This is a genomic window from Bacillus sp. FSL K6-2865 (assembly GCF_040311405.1).
GTDB classification, from domain to species: domain Bacteria; phylum Bacillota; class Bacilli; order Bacillales; family Bacillaceae; genus Bacillus; species Bacillus velezensis.
Genome location: NZ_CP152036.1, coordinates 1211984 through 1226581, shown reverse-complemented (window position 1 = coordinate 1226581; position 14598 = coordinate 1211984). Strand labels below are relative to the sequence as shown.

At 46.9% G+C, this 14598-nt stretch carries 16 protein-coding genes and 1 pseudogene; 9 read left to right on the top strand and 8 right to left on the bottom strand.

The annotated features are described in order from the left end of the window. Positions 1-18: 18 nt before the first annotated feature. Complete coding sequence (locus NYE42_RS06225) at positions 19-435, bottom strand: DUF1641 domain-containing protein (protein ID WP_003154908.1); 417 nt, start codon at positions 433-435, stop codon at positions 19-21. A gap of 386 nt (positions 436-821) precedes the next feature. Continuing rightward, entirely contained in the window at positions 822-1319 is a 498-nt protein-coding gene (locus NYE42_RS06220; protein WP_352426831.1) for a cupin domain-containing protein, read from the bottom strand. Between the two features lie 129 nt (positions 1320-1448). Here NYE42_RS06220 and NYE42_RS06215 point away from each other — a divergent pair, with 129 nt between their 5' ends. From NYE42_RS06215 to fetB, 3 genes are read left to right on the top strand one after another with little or no spacing between them, the layout of a single operon-like run. Further along, positions 1449-2432, top strand: a complete 984-nt coding sequence (locus tag NYE42_RS06215) for a multidrug resistance efflux transporter family protein (protein WP_015417269.1) — start codon at positions 1449-1451, stop codon at positions 2430-2432. 26 nt (positions 2433-2458) lie between these two features. Further along, the gene (locus NYE42_RS06210; protein WP_061862094.1) at positions 2459-3196 is read left to right on the top strand and encodes an ATP-binding cassette domain-containing protein; all 738 of its coding nucleotides are present in this window, start codon (positions 2459-2461) and stop codon (positions 3194-3196) included. A 1-nt stretch (position 3197) separates the two neighbouring features. After that, positions 3198-3959, top strand: coding sequence for an iron export ABC transporter permease subunit FetB (gene fetB / locus NYE42_RS06205; protein ID WP_061862093.1), 762 nt, complete (start codon positions 3198-3200; stop codon positions 3957-3959). 25 nt (positions 3960-3984) lie between these two features. Here the strand turns inward: fetB and NYE42_RS06200 are convergent, their stop codons facing one another. Further along, entirely contained in the window at positions 3985-4803 is an 819-nt protein-coding gene (locus NYE42_RS06200) for a uroporphyrinogen-III synthase (RefSeq protein WP_061862092.1), read from the bottom strand. Positions 4804-4978: 175 nt separating this feature from the next. Between NYE42_RS06200 and NYE42_RS06195 the strand changes: the two genes are divergently transcribed. Then, positions 4979-5164 (top strand): hypothetical protein, encoded by a 186-nt coding sequence (locus NYE42_RS06195; RefSeq protein WP_003154919.1) that lies wholly within the window; start codon positions 4979-4981, stop codon positions 5162-5164. Between the two features lie 42 nt (positions 5165-5206). Here NYE42_RS06195 and NYE42_RS06190 read toward each other — a convergent pair whose 3' ends face one another. The 4 genes from NYE42_RS06190 to fdhF all read right to left on the bottom strand — a co-directional run bounded on the left by NYE42_RS06190 (position 5207) and on the right by fdhF (position 11308). Further along, positions 5207-6391: a macrolide family glycosyltransferase gene (locus NYE42_RS06190; RefSeq protein WP_031378841.1), complete on the bottom strand. Its 1185-nt coding sequence runs from the start codon at positions 6389-6391 to the stop codon at positions 5207-5209. Further along, entirely contained in the window at positions 6391-7608 is a 1218-nt protein-coding gene (locus NYE42_RS06185; protein ID WP_144464023.1) for a cytochrome P450, read from the bottom strand. The genes NYE42_RS06190 and NYE42_RS06185 overlap by 1 nt, the downstream gene beginning before the upstream one ends. A gap of 207 nt (positions 7609-7815) precedes the next feature. Beyond that, positions 7816-8358, bottom strand: a complete 543-nt coding sequence (locus tag NYE42_RS06180; RefSeq protein ID WP_251257096.1) for a DUF1641 domain-containing protein — start codon at positions 8356-8358, stop codon at positions 7816-7818. Further along, positions 8351-11308, bottom strand: a complete 2958-nt coding sequence (gene fdhF / locus NYE42_RS06175) for a formate dehydrogenase subunit alpha (protein WP_039251846.1) — start codon at positions 11306-11308, stop codon at positions 8351-8353. Before fdhF ends, NYE42_RS06180 begins: the two co-directional genes overlap by 8 nt. A 124-nt stretch (positions 11309-11432) precedes the next feature. On the opposite strand from fdhF, the gene NYE42_RS06170 reads away from it, so the two are divergent. The 4 genes and pseudogenes from NYE42_RS06170 to NYE42_RS06155 form a co-directional block, all read left to right on the top strand. Continuing rightward, positions 11433-12002, top strand: a complete 570-nt coding sequence (locus NYE42_RS06170; protein WP_015417262.1) for a YjgB family protein — start codon at positions 11433-11435, stop codon at positions 12000-12002. A 98-nt stretch (positions 12003-12100) separates the two neighbouring features. Further along, positions 12101-12502: a DUF2809 domain-containing protein gene (locus NYE42_RS06165; RefSeq protein ID WP_007407313.1), complete on the top strand. Its 402-nt coding sequence runs from the start codon at positions 12101-12103 to the stop codon at positions 12500-12502. Between the two features lie 43 nt (positions 12503-12545). After that, positions 12546-12719 (top strand): YjfB family protein, encoded by a 174-nt coding sequence (locus NYE42_RS06160; RefSeq protein ID WP_007407314.1) that lies wholly within the window; start codon positions 12546-12548, stop codon positions 12717-12719. A gap of 114 nt (positions 12720-12833) precedes the next feature. Then, positions 12834-12974 (top strand): annotated as a pseudogene (locus NYE42_RS06155) (hypothetical protein); the annotation flags it as partial. A gap of 86 nt (positions 12975-13060) precedes the next feature. Here the strand turns inward: NYE42_RS06155 and NYE42_RS06150 are convergent. Beyond that, on the bottom strand, positions 13061-13696 hold the full coding sequence (locus tag NYE42_RS06150) for an MgtC/SapB family protein (RefSeq protein WP_007407316.1): 636 nt from the start codon (positions 13694-13696) through the stop codon (positions 13061-13063). A gap of 101 nt (positions 13697-13797) precedes the next feature. Between NYE42_RS06150 and NYE42_RS06145 the strand changes: the two genes are divergently transcribed. Then, positions 13798-14130, top strand: a complete 333-nt coding sequence (locus NYE42_RS06145) for a hypothetical protein (protein ID WP_061581951.1) — start codon at positions 13798-13800, stop codon at positions 14128-14130. Positions 14131-14598: the final 468 nt, after the last annotated feature.

Genomic DNA, 14598 nt, shown 5'->3' with positions numbered 1-14598 from the left:
ATCAATTTGAATCTGAGATTATTTTTGTTTTTCGTTCATGATTTCAAGATAGCTGTTAGCAAAACGGAACAGCTTTTGAGCTTGAGGATCTTTCAGCATGCGCAGCAGGCCGAAAAGTCCGATCGTTTCATTGCTTGCATCCGCGCGGTCTTTTGCTTCGATCGCAGTAGCCGCAACTTCTTTCGCTGTTTCTTTCACCGGCTCAAGAATTTCTGTAAGCGCACCCACTGTATCGCTCTTCAATACTTCGTCTGTCGCTACAGACTGTGCAAAATCATAAGACTTCGTTAAAATATTTACTAACTCAGTCAGTTTTGGAAGCTGATCCACTAAAACAGTCAGTGATTCTTGAACTTCAGGTTTTAGCAGCTGATCAATAAGATCGCGTTGGCCTTGGCTGACAGATGCATTTGTTTGATCGATTGTTTCTGGCATATCCGATTCTCCTTTACTATAAGCAGTATGCTGATTTTTTTGGAAAGGGTAGCCTTTCCCCCTTCATGCAGAAAAGCATGAAAAAGCAAGATTGTGAATTCATGCACAATCATTTACAAAAATAAATGTTTACTACCCAGTTTTTCACTTTGCCATATCCAGTATTATTTTTATATCAACAAAAACAATTGAATAAGTCAAAATTTCTTTTTCCTCTCTGAAAATAGCAAACATAAAAAACCCCAATTTGATTTACTCTTATATAATAACACTTTTTGAACAAAATTTGAACGTGAATTGTTTCGTTTATGAAATTATTTATATGGCGGGGGTGTAATAACGTTTCTTTTAGGCTATTTTTTTACAGACCATCCGCTTTTCCCCTGTCATTTTTCCCACAATTTTAATAGCGGGCCCGTTTTTCCCGTAAAGGGGTCGCATTCCGGGAGCGGGACACGGCTGATTACTTCTGGAGTTCTATCATTTTTCTCCGTTTTTGTATCGTACTGCCGGCCGCCCGGATAAGCCCCGATCACGGTAAAATCAGAACTGCCCGACAGTTTTTTATGTCCGGTGCCGGCCGGAATGACCGCTGCGTCTCCCGTTTGAAGAACGGCGTCCGCTCCTTGTTCCCCGCCGAACCTCAAAACCGCAGTTCCTTTTACCGCGACAAGAACTTCGTGCGTGGTGCTGTGAAAATGGTGATACGGAAATACTCCGCCCGTCCAGCTGTTCGACCAATCGTGCCGGCGGAGGACGGACTCTGCTTTCTGCACCGTTTCTTCATTAAATACCGCTTTATAAATAACAAGCGGAAGATTCGGGTTATTCGGAATGCGGCCGTCATCTTCAAAATAAAGCACTTGAATATCCTCTTTCTGCATTGTTTTCACCTCCGTATATGTCTGTTTCCCATTCATCATTTGTTAAAACGCTATTTTCTCATATTCCATTGCGAAGCCTGCCGGTGAATAGTATAGTATAAAAAAATATGTGTCAAAATGAGGGATTTAATGAAAGCCATCGTGATCGGAATATTGGCATCTCTGTTTTTTGCAGTCACATTTATTTTAAACAGGGCGATGGAGCTTTCCGGCGGAAGCTGGATGTGGAGCTCTTCCCTGCGTTTTCTTTTTATGGTTCCGTTTTTATTTTTGATCGTTTATGTGAAAGGAAAATGGGCGCCGCTCTGGCATGAAATCCGAAAAAAACCGTTTTTTTGGCTGAAGTGGAGTTTTACCGGGTTCGTGCTTTTTTATGCCCCGATTACGTTTGCGGCGGCATATGGGCCGGGCTGGCTGATCGCCGGCACGTGGCAGATTACAATTGTCGCGGGTGTGCTTCTGTCGCCGTTTTTTTACGAAACAAAAAATTCACCGGCGGGCCCGGTTTCCGCCAGACAAAAGATCCCGCTCATTTCGCTGGTTACTTCCGTCATCATCCTGATCGGAGCCGGTCTGATTCAGCTTCAGCATGCGGGTTCTCTGTCCGGCCGCACGATACTATTCAGCGTGGTGCCGGTCGTCATCGCCGCATTTGCCTATCCGCTAGGCAACCGCAAAATGCTGGAACAATACGGCGGAAAACTCGATACGTTTCAGCGGGTGCTCGGCATGACTCTCGCAAGCCTTCCGTTTTGGCTTTTGATCGCCGCTTTCGGCTGGCATAGAGACGGGCTTCCGTCAATGGGACAGACATTCCAATCCTTTATCGTCGCACTCAGCTCTGGCGTTATCGCAACAGTATTATTTTTCCGCGCCACCGATATGGTGAGGAATGAGCCGCAGAAGCTCGCTGCTGTTGAAGCGACGCAGTCCGGAGAGGTTCTTTTTGCACTGATCGGCGAAATCGTCTTTTTATCCGCGGCGTTTCCGTCACTTCTTTCATTTGCCGGACTGTTCATTATTATTGCGGGAATGGTCATGCATACATTCGCTTCCCGGCAGACAGACCAGAAAACGGCTGAGCAAACGTCAGCCAATCTCACCGGTTCCTGATTTTTTTACGAAAGGTGTCCTCCTGTATGAAAGAAGAAATTCCGGCAATATCTTTTCTGTCAGCCGGCAAACGCTTTGAACAAAACAATACGTCCTTTGATGTCCTAAGCCGTGTAACCGGACATATTCAAAAAGGTTCTATCACGGCGTTGATAGGCCCTTCCGGCGCGGGAAAAAGCACATTGCTGTCACTGTGCAATCTGATGAATACACCTGATGAAGGGGAAGTGCTTGTATTCGGAAAAGAAATAAGGCGCTGGGATATCAGGGAGCTCAGAAAAACCGCGGGCCTTGCATTTCAATCAGCTCCCGCCCTCGAGGGAACGGTGCGGGACAACCTTCTGCTCGCAGAAAAACTCCACGGAGCACAGCACTATACGCCTGAAGAGCTCGCAGATTTTACAGACCTTCCGCGCGGGCTTCTGGATCGAAATGCAAAAGAATTATCCGGAGGGCAGCGGCAGAAGCTCTCATTAGCGCGAACTCTCGCCGGACTGCCGTCCATCCTGCTGCTGGATGAAATCACCTCGGCGCTGGACCCGTCATCTGTTCTCATCATTGAGAAACTGATTACGAAACTCCATCGGCAAAAACAGCTGACGGTCCTGTGGATCACCCATAACCTTGAACAAGCGGAACGATTATCCGATACGGTATGGTTTATGGCTGAGGGTCGGCTTTTAGAGACCGCGGAAACGAAAACGTTCTTTAAGGAACCGAAACACGAAAAGGCCCGGGCGCTTTTACAAGGGAGCGGGTGCTGATATGAATGATCTTTCTCTATTATTGACAAGTATATTTGTCATTATTGCTTTATTCCTGTCTAAATCTTTTAAAGCCGGCGTCGAAAAGGATATGATCGTCGCAACCGTCAGGGCCGTCATTCAGCTTCTCATCATCGGCTATGTGCTGTCGCTGATTTTTCGCGGTGATCACCCGATATTTATCATATTAATGGTGCTTCTCATGCTCACGGCCGCTTCGCACAATGTCGCCAAACGGAAAAAAATGCGGATCGGCTCATTTTGGCGCGTTTTTCTGACACTGGCGATCGTGGAAGTTGTGACGCAGGGACTTTTACTGACCCTTCACATCATTCCGTTCACTTCAAGATATGTCATTCCGATAAGCGGCATGGTCATCGGAAACTCCATGGTGCTCTCAAGCCTGTTTTTAAACAAGCTCAGTTCGGAAGCGGATCTGCGGAAAGAAGAGATCCAACTGATTCTCTCTCTCGGAGGAACGCCTAAGCAGGCCGTCCGGCAGATATTGACGTCCAGCATGAAGCTCAGTATGATCCCGACGCTTGAAAGCCAGAAAACATTGGGTCTCGTTCAGCTTCCCGGCATGATGACGGGGCAGATTTTAGCGGGGGCTGATCCGATACAGGCGGTGCGCTTTCAGCTGCTGATCGTTTTTACAACGATGGCCTCCGCTCTTCTTACATGTATCATACTCAGCGCCTTGACATATCCTTCCCTTTTCACGGAACATTGGCAATTAAAAAAATTCAGCAGGGAAGCGTAGGCTTTTTTCCCTGCTGAATGATGGTTTATGACAAGGTCAGAGATTCATAGTAACGGGATAATTCAATAATCATCGCTCCCATCCGCTCAATGTCCGGAGCAAGGACCCTCTTTACCCCTTCATCCCGGATCGCTTCAGCCGTCACTTTGCCGACTGCGGCGGCAAGCACTTGTTTTTCGAATGCCTGCTGCAATTCTTTTGTGAACCCTTTTTCTTTTGCATAATCAAAGAGAGAACGCACTTGAATGGCTGTCGTAAAACATACGGCATCGACCTCTCCGTTTAACAGCTCTCCCAGCAGTTTATCGACCGTCTTTCTTTCAGGCGGAATATGCTGATACGGCAGAACAGGGAATACCTCCGCTCCGTTTTTCTCAAGGAACTCCGTTAAGACCGGCGCTTTTTCGCCATGAAGCTGTATCATGACTTTTTTATCTTTAAAGTCAAATCGTTCCAAGGAGCGGATCAGCCCTCTTGTTGTACCGTCTTCATCTGAGGCATGCGGCGTGATGCCGAGCTTTTTTAAGGCCGCATATGTTTTATAGCCTCTGCAGCCGATTTTCGCTTCATGAACGGCCGCTAAAAATTCTTCTTTCAGACCGATTTTTTCCGATACCGACAATAACGTTTCCGTACCGATGCCTGTGGTGAATATCACCCAGTCGGCTTTTTGCCCGGCAAATGTTCTTACGTCGGGTTCAATTTGATCCTCCGCCAGGTATACGGTTCCTTGGAGGGAACGGACGACCGCCGTTCCGCCCTGCTTTTCTATTAATCTTGTGATCTCTTCTGTTTTCCGCGAACCGCCGATGGCAATCCGTTTCCCGTTCAATCCTTTTCCCATCGCTGTTTTCTTCTTCCCTTCAGATGCCGGGCGCCCTATGGCAGGCCGTCATTTATTTCTATTATTGTTACGCAATCAGCCGGGAAAATCAAGCTATGCTCCCGTTGAATCCCCCGTGCAGTTGCTGTATCATTAACCGGGCAGAATGATTTGATTCGCGGAGGGACTTTCAATTATGGAAACAAAAAAAGAGTTCGAGACAAAAGGATACGATACTTCGGTCATTTATGAGTTCAATGAATATCCTGATGTTCACAGCGGTCGATGTGACAATTGCGACTACACGCTGTTTAAAAGCTCAGTGAAGGGCGGAAAATTTTTGAGGGAATGCCGGAGATGCGGCATGAAGAAAAACATATAACAAAACAGGCAGCCGTCTTCCGGTGCGCTGCCTGTTTCTCAATCAATTTTCGACGGCCGCCGTTTTCAAAAATTCTTCAATGGCGCAAACAGCCTGTTTTGGACCGCCGGTTTCTTCTATTTTCTGCTGCATGCTTTTCACGCGGCTGAGGATGTTTTTATCGCCGTATACGTTCTGAACGTCTTTTTGCAAACGGGCCACAGTGACTTCTTTCGGCGGCAGATGCACGCCAAGCCCCAATTCATCCACACGCTTTGCGGTAACCTCTTGTTCGTGCATTTGCGGAACGACAACGAGCGGGACACCCGCATTCATCGCTTCCATTGTACTGTTCATCCCGCCGTGAGATACGAACAGCTTTGCTTTCTCCAGCACATCAAGCTGAGGAACGTGCTGGCGGATGATAAAGTGATCGGGGACATCCGAAAAACTTTCCGGATCAATTGTTGTGCCGACTGACATAATAACCCGCCAGTCCGAGTCCCGAAACGCGTCAATACACATCTGGTAAAATTCAGGCCAGGCGTTAAACGCCGTTCCCAGTGAGATGAGCATAAGCGGACGGTCATCGGCTGCATCAATTTCCAGACTTCCCGTATTTGTGCGTTCTCCAAGAGACGGACCCACAAAACAGAAACGTTCATCAAAGGTTTCCTGTTTCGGCTGAAAGGCCCTTGGCATAAAGACAATATTCAGTTTTTCAGGCATAAAAAATTCTTCCATTGTCATCCGTTTCAATTGTTCATTTTCAATCTGCTCCTGGTATTCTTCTATCGCCTGTTTGGCCGCTTCCAGTGTTTCTTCGTCTCTTCCTAATTGAAAATACTCATTCATTGCATAGCTCGGGCAGAACTTTACGGCCGGGATGCCGCCATTATCCGCAAACAATTTTCCGGCAAGAGCTAAAAAATCAAACAGGACGATGTCAGGAAGGTCGTCTTTGTACAGCTCTTCCAGCTGCGGAAGCACTTCAACCGCTTCTTCCAGAAACATCACAAACGCATCATTTTTATTTACCCGTTCTTTTATCGTCTCCGGGTCCGCCTTTATGCTTGTGCGGTATAAAACGGGAATGGCGCCCGTTTTGGCAACGGAAGCTTCGAATTCCTCAGTCGTAGCGAATGTCACTTTATACCCGCGATTGACAAGTTCCTCGGCTACGGGCAGCGTGGGATTGACATGACCGTGAGCGGCCACATTAATAATGGCGATGTGTGTTTTTCTCATCATTTTTCTTCTCCCTCATTTTCGTTTATCTCCGCTTCTAAAGACTCCAGCCCGTACATGACACTGTTTCGGATCGGCTCAATCCGAACGGGCTCAAGGTGTGAAAAGGCTTTTACAATTCCTTTCAGCGCGACTTCCGCTTCAAGTCTGGCAAGCGGAGCGCCTAAGCAGAAGTGTACGCCGAATCCGAAGGAAAGGTGCGGATTCGATTGGCGATGAATATCAAATACGCCCGCCTTCTCAAATTTGTTTTCATCACGGTTGGCAGATGCAACGTAGCAGAGAACGATCTCCCCGCTTTTCAAGCGGCGTCCGCGCAGTTCAATGTCGTGCCGGACCGTCCTTCTGACAAACGGAGCGGGAGCGCGAAAACGCAGCGTTTCTTCCACCGTTTGCGCGATGAGAGAAGGGTCCTGTCTCAGTTCGTCATAAAGGCCGGGCGTCTCTAATATGCTGTAAACCGCATTTGAAATGAGATTAGTCGTTGTTTCATTTCCCGCCACTAAAAGCAGGTTGCAAAACGGAATCAGATCTTCTGCCGTGAGCTTCTCTCCCTCTTCTTCCTCTTTTATCAAAATAGAAATAATGTCTTGGCCGGGCTGTTTTCGTTTGCTTTCTATTATTTCCGCAAAAAACGCCGCCAGCTCCGCCTCACATTGGTCACGTTCCTGCTGATTTTTCTCCGCCGCTTCAGGACTCGCATCTTTCGGCATGCTGACGAGAATGTCCGACCATTTTTTAAACTGATCCATACGTTCGGACGGAACGCCTAATAATTCTGAAATCACCATGACCGGCAAAGGGTAAGAGAGATCTTTAACGATATCAATCCGCCCTTTGTTCTTTGCCTGTTTTAGGAGATGATCGGTAATGTCTTTAATTCTCGGCTCCCATTCCTTCAAGACGCGGGGAGTGAAAGCGCGATTGACGGCGGATCTGATTTGGGTATGCTTCGGCGGGTCCATATTCAGCATGGACTTTGCAATCGAGCTTTTCACATCAGTCATGAGGCTTGAGAACGTCTCTTTATCACTGATGACTTTTTTGACATCATCGTATAAAAACACACTCCAAACCTTCGTTTCTTCATCAAAGTGTATAGGGCTTTCCCGTCTCATTTTTTCGTACCAAGGAAAAGGGTTGTATACGTCCAGGCCGTTTTTTCCTTTCATCAGGGTTCTTTGGATGGCTTGTCTCGTGCTCCTCAGCTTACTCATGTTTCATCACTCCTGATTGTTTCATATTTGAATAGTTGACGTACCTTGAATTTTATCCTAGCACATATTTTCAATTTTTTTCTATTCATAACCTTAACTATTAACATAACACAACAAAAGTCATGAATCCGGAGGTGAAATTTCTCCCAAGAAAACAGGAGAAGCGCACAAAAAACCCGAGCCTTCGGCCAGGCTCGGGAGATATGTTCACTCATTCGGCTGCGGTTTCTGGTGCTGCTTTTGGTTTTCAGGAGGCTGCGTATTTCTTTCCATATCGTCCGTATCAGCGCCCATGCCTTTCAGGAAAGAAAACAGCAGAGTGACGGCCTTGTTGATTTCCGGGTCTTTTAAAGCGCGGACGATATCAAAATACCCGGTCTTCCTGCCGCTGTCTTTTTCCTCGACGGCCTTTGTGACCCCCGCATTGATTTTAACGATAAATGGCTCAAGCTGTTTTACATCGAGCATGCCGAGAACGCCGCTTAACAGCAGGAGATTTTTCAGCATATTGGCCGTTTCCGGAGTATTCGCCTTCTTCACGAGGATATCCATCACTTTGTCTCCCTGGCCGAAGAGCCCGCGCAGAAGCGCCAAAACGCCGCGCTCGTTCATGTGCTGAAGAATGTGCAGAGATTCCAAAATCGCGTCTTTATTTCGTAAAAGAGCCGTCTCGATCTCTTCTAAGTCCTTTTTTCGTTTGTCGTCTTCTGTGACGGTCTGTTTTCGGATGCCGCTGATTGCTTTAGCCATTTTGCTGTTTCCCCCTTTTTACGGCGTCTCCCGGAAATACATAATCTTTACGCGCCCATTTCCGATCAACCCGGACACCGATCTGCGGCTGCGGGTTTCCGTAACGGAAATTGATTTTCGGAAGCGGATTAACGCCTTCTTTTTTCAAAATCTCCATCTTCGCTGATGTTTCTTTATAAGCCGGTGTATCGGTATCCTTATCGGCATAGCTGCTTGTCAAAAGGTTAATGGCAGCGTCTTTTGAATCGTTCATCGGGAGATAGACTTGTTTGCCTTTTACCCTGTCTGTGATGACGCATTTGACTTTCACATTTCCGTACGGTGATGTCAGACGGACAAGCGTTCCGTCTTCCAGCCCTCTTTCTTCGGCGAGTTCGGGCGAGACCTCAAGGAACACACTCGGTGTTTTTTCGGATATTCCTTTTGATCGGTAAGTCAGATTCCCTTCGTGAAAATGCTCGAGCAGCCGCCCGTTATTCACATGGATATCATATTCTTCATCAAATTCTTTCGGCTCGGTCCACTGAACGGGATATAGAATCGCTTTGCCGTCTGAAAACGGGAACTTGTCCGTAAATAAAAGCGGTGAATCGGTTCCGTCCGCTGCAACCGGCCATTGCAGTGAATTGTAGCCTTCGAGACGTTCGTAAGTGACGCCTGCGTAGAGCGGCGAAAGCATCGTCGCTTCTTCCATAATGTCTGCCGGATGTTCATAGTGCCAATCAGCGCCCAGACGGTTGGCGATGTCCGTAATGATCTGCCAATCAGGCTTTGAATCGCCCAGCGGTTCAAACACTTCGTAAAGGCGCTGCACCCTCCGTTCCGTATTTGTAAACGTCCCTTCTTTTTCAAGGCTCGGGCTTGCCGGAAGCACGACATCGGCGAACTCGGCCGTACGCGAAAGAAAGATATCCTGCACAACGAAGAAATCAAGTTTTTCGAATGCGGCATGAACATGGTTAATATTGGAGTCGACAAGCCCCATTTCTTCTCCTTTTAAGTACATGGACTTCAGTTTTCCTGAGTGGATGCCTTCGATCATTTCATGATTTGTCATTCCGATTTCTTTCGGCAGGTCTGTTCCCCAGCCCTGTTCATACTTTTTACGGGCTTTTTCATCCGTTACTTTTTCATAGCCGGGGAAGCTGTCAGGCATACTGCCGAAATCACTGGCTCCCTGCACGTTATTATGGCCCCGAAGCGGATATGAGCCTGCGCCGGGCTTTCCGTAATTTCCGGTCACAAGAAGCATATTGGAAATGGCCGTGCTCGTATCACTTCCTCCGATATGCTGGGTGACACCCATCGCCCACAGTGCGCACACGCTGCCGGCTTCATGAATCATCCGGGCCACTTTGATTAAGGTATCCTTGTCCACACCGGTATGTTTTTCCGCATATTCCATTGTATAAGGTTCAAGGCTTTTCACGAATTCATCTAATCCGTTCACTCTCTCCTTCAGAAATGCAGTATCCGCCAAATCGTGATCAAGCAGATATTTCGATACGGCATTCAGCCAGACAATATCTGATCCGGCACGCGGCTGGAAAAACACATCGGAGCGCTCGGCCATTTCATGTTTTCGCAAGTCAGCGACGACGAGCTTCTGTCCGTGCAGTTTATGAGAACGTTTAATGCGTGTGGACAGAACGGGGTGAGACTCAGACGTATTTGAACCGATTATCAGCACGAGCTCAGCTTTTTCTATATCTGTAATCGACCCTGAATCACCGCCGTATCCGACCGTTCTGAACAATCCGGCCGTGGCGGGAGACTGGCAGTAGCGTGAGCAGTTGTCGACATTATTTGTGCCGATGACGGCTCTTGCAAGCTTCTGCATCACGTATGATTCTTCATTCGTGCATTTGGAAGATGTGATAAAGGCAAGTGCGTCAGGGCCGAAATGTTCTTTTATATCGGTAAATTTATCAGCGATCAGCTGCAGCGCTTCATCCCATTCCGCCTCCCGAAACGAGTCTCCTTCCCGGATAAGCGGTTTGGTAAGGCGCTTTTCACTATTGACGAAATCCCAGCCGAATTTCCCTTTCACACACGTCGAAATGCCATTTGCTGGGGCCTCGGCCTGAGGCTCGACCTTTAAAATGTCTCTTCCTTTCGTCCATATATCAAAACTGCAGCCGACACCGCAGTATGTGCATACGGTTTTCGTTTTTTTGATTCTTTCATCCCGCATGGCCGATTCCATGTCCGATATGGCCAAAATCGATCCGTATCCGGTTTCGACGCCTTTTGTGATGTCAATCATCGGACGAAGCGTCTCTTGGTTAATGCCTGTTAAATACCCCGCTTCGCCTTCCATGCCTTTTTCCATCATGGCATTACACGGACATACCGTCGAACAATGTCCGCAGGAAACACATGATGATTCATTGATCGGCACATCCTGATCCCAAATGACCCGCGGGCGTTTCCGCTCCCAATCAATGCTTAAGGTTTCGGTTACCTGTACGTCCTGACAGGCTTCGACGCAGCGTCCGCACAAAATGCACTGGTCGGGATCATATCGGTAAAACGGATTTGATTCATCTTTAGGATACGGTTTTTGATCGAACGGAATGCTTTGATGATTGATTTTCATTTCCTTTACGGTATTATGTACTTCGCAGCTCCCATTGTTGTAATCACAGACCGTGCAGTACAATTCATGGTTGTGCAAAATGTTGTCCATGCCGATAATCTGCGCTTTTTTTACATCGGACGAAAGCGTATCGATGACATCTCCGTCCTTTATTTGCGCGGAACACGAACGCACCAGTTCCCCGTTAACATTGACGATACAGGTATCGCACGTTTCAATCGGCCCGAGACTCGGGTGATAACACACGTGCGGCACGTCAATTGAACTATTGTTCAAAAGCTGCAAAACGGTTTGGCCGTCCGGCGCTTCCATTTCAACCCCATTGATTGTAACTTTCTTTGTCCCAGCCATTTTCTTTTCCCCTTTCTGTACCCCTCTATACATCCTCTATGATTCCCAGCCGGCCTTTCACTAAAACATCTCGTTTATCTCAGGAAACATACGGGTATGAGCGGTAAAAAGGAGGCGTTCACATATGTTGAAGAAAAAAACACTCGCCACGGGATTATCGGCAGTGATGCTCACGGGATGCGCATTCGGCGCAGAAGCATTTTCGGTTACACAGCCCGTCCACGCTGCAGCCGCTTCAAAAACGGAAAACCAACGTGCACAAGAACTGGTGAACAGCCTTTACCAATCGGCGTTTAAAGGGGAAATGCCGCAAAATGTGAAAGGCCTGAAAATCAACCAAAGCACAAGACAGGACGTTTACGATAAAATCGGCGAGCCGGAACAAAAAGCAGACAGCCGCAATCCATTTGATTTATACAGCTGGAACATGGGAAACCCCGGTTATGGATTTTCCTATCATAAAAACGGAAAAATCTCGGAAATACGCTATTTCGGAACAGGGGTCGAGCGGCGCTTAAACCTCGGGAGCGTCACACCTGACGTCTTAAGCAAACAAATCGGCAGCGCTGACAAAATCCTGACAGTGCCAAAAACGGGCGAAACAGATTACGTCTACCATACGGGGCAGTATGAGCTCCGCTTCGTCATCGGCAGTGACCAAAAAGCAGACCATGTCAACCTAAAAGCCAGATAACGCAAAAAAAGCGGCCTCCCGGGCCGTTTTTTTCATAGACAGCTTCTCCGTCGTTCCTTACAATACATGGGAGTACAAAAAAAGGGGAACAGTGTGAAGTGAATAGACATCCATTGACATACGGAATATGTACCGTTTTTATCATCGCCCTCGGTTTGCTGTCCAGAACCGCATACATCACCGCCCTATTGCCCGGCATCATAAACGCTTATTTAGGAGATGCCTTGTGGGCGGCAATGATTTTTACAGGATTCGGGCTTTTGTTTCGGCACATACGGACGGAAACAGCCGCATTTTTGAGCCTCTCGTTTTGCTGTCTGATTGAATGCAGCCAGCTGTATCACGCGCCTTGGATTGACGCAATCAGAAGCAGCACGCTCGGCGGGCTGATCCTCGGCTGGCAATTTGTCTGGAGTGACATTTTCGCCTATACCCTCGGGGTATGCGCTGCCGCATTTTTAGAATGGGCCGTAAAAAGAAACCGCCAGTCTCCTTCATAATCAGAGCATGCCGCCGATATGAAGGGATAAGGAGGTGGAAGCTATGGATATCCCTGCGTTATCAATCGCAATGCATCAGGCATCTCTGGCGCAGAATGTAAATATCGCTTTAACAAAAACGGTCATGCAGCAAGCACAGGCTGCGGCGGAAGAAACAGTGAAAATGCTGCCGTCCCAGCACCCGACTGCCGGACATTCAATTGATGTGAAAGTGTAAAAAAAGATGCCGGATGATAACCGGCGTCTTTTTTTTGCCCGTTGTACGTACACCATACCGGGCATACAGGAATAAGGTAAACGGAACCAAACATTTGAAAAGGAGGTTTTCCTCTTGTACGATCCTTTCTATCATGAATACACAGCCGAGAGCCACGAACGGGTGCCATATCATTATCCGCGGCCGCCTTATTATTTCCCCAGACCATATCCCTACTATCCGCGGCCGCCTTATTATTATCCTAGACCATATCCATACTATCCGCGGCCGTATATCCCGTTCTATCCTTGGTATTAATGTTTGAAAAGAAATGACTGCAGACAGGAGGCTTCCCCTGTCTGCTATTCAACTTTGACCGACAGGATATACGGGAGGGCTTGAACTTTTTCCATTACCGCCGCTTTCCCGCTTTTGCTTTTCACCCTTCCCTTCACTTCAAGCACCGCCTTATTCAATTCATAGGACGTAATAAGAATTCCTTTTTCCTCAAGAGAAGTTAAAATATCATGCATGACGGCTTTCTCCTCAATCCTGAAACTGACAGACAAAGAATGCGCCGCCGGTTTAAACAGAAAATTTAACAGTTCAAGCCCGATTAACGCCAAAATCGTGCCGCTGATGCCGATGACATACATACCTGCCCCGATTGTCAGCCCGATCCCTGACGTAGCCCAAATCCCCGCGGCCGTCGTAAGCCCCCGCACGACATGCCGCTGCAAAATAATCGTGCCGGCTCCTAAAAACCCGACGCCGCTGACGACCTGCGCCGCCACCCGGCTCGGATCAAAGGACGTATGGCTGTTGGATAACAAATCAAAAAAGCCGTATTTGGAAACGATCATCATCAAGGCGCTGCCGACGGCCACTAAAAAATGCGTCCTCAAACCGGCTTCCTTCGCCCTGAATTCTCTCTCCAATCCAATAAGAGCCCCGAGCAGACCCGCAACTGCCAGACGAATCACAAAATCAAGTTCCATCCGTCTCTCTCCTTTCCTTATCTTCTTACCCGCTTTTACACCCCAATCATGCGGTGTATCTTTTTTTAAAATGCACCGACTAATTGACATAAGGAGGTTTTATGAAATATATTCTGTGGTTTTTTATATTATTGTTATTTAGCTTATTTATTTTGGGAGGATATAAAGCATCTGTTTCTCACCCGGATTTCCCGGTTCCATTATTTGCTGTGCACAGCAAAACAAAGGAATATGAAAAAGGAAAATACGTTTCAAACTATACATACCGTTTCGCAAAAGAAGAAGAAGGTCCGAGCGGTTTATACCAATTGGAAATAGCCGAAAAAGGCTGGAAACTTATAGGGCAGGAAGGACTTATCAAAACCTATGAAAAGCGAGGAGAACGTGTTTCACTTTTTTTCGGTACGGGGGAAATAAGCGTCATTGAAGAATGATCCTTCTCAAAAGACAGGCTGAAATCCGCAAACGGCATATCTTTTACGACTTCCTTTATCTCTGCGAATCTATAAATTCAGCCAATATCTCAATTAAGGCGAACACCTTTCTGATCCAAAAAATGCCGCCTTCAATGAGAAAATCATTATACAAAAACAAAAGCGCAACTGAAAAAGAATAAGCACCTCATAAAAAAAGCCCTCTTTTTAAAAAGAGGGCTGCAGAAGGAAACAGGTAATTATTTATTTATCTAAAGTGTATTCATTCACATTAAAAGTAAGAATGTTCCCAAAAACAATATGGTCCCTTCTATTTTGAAAAGGCCCTATATTATTATAGTGCTTCTCGATAACATATCTAGATAAGCCTATTCCAGAACTTTTTTGATCATACCATCTGATAAAATCTTTAATCTCTTCCATTGAAAGATCAAATTCTTTCTCAAGACCTGTGGTCATTGTAACAAG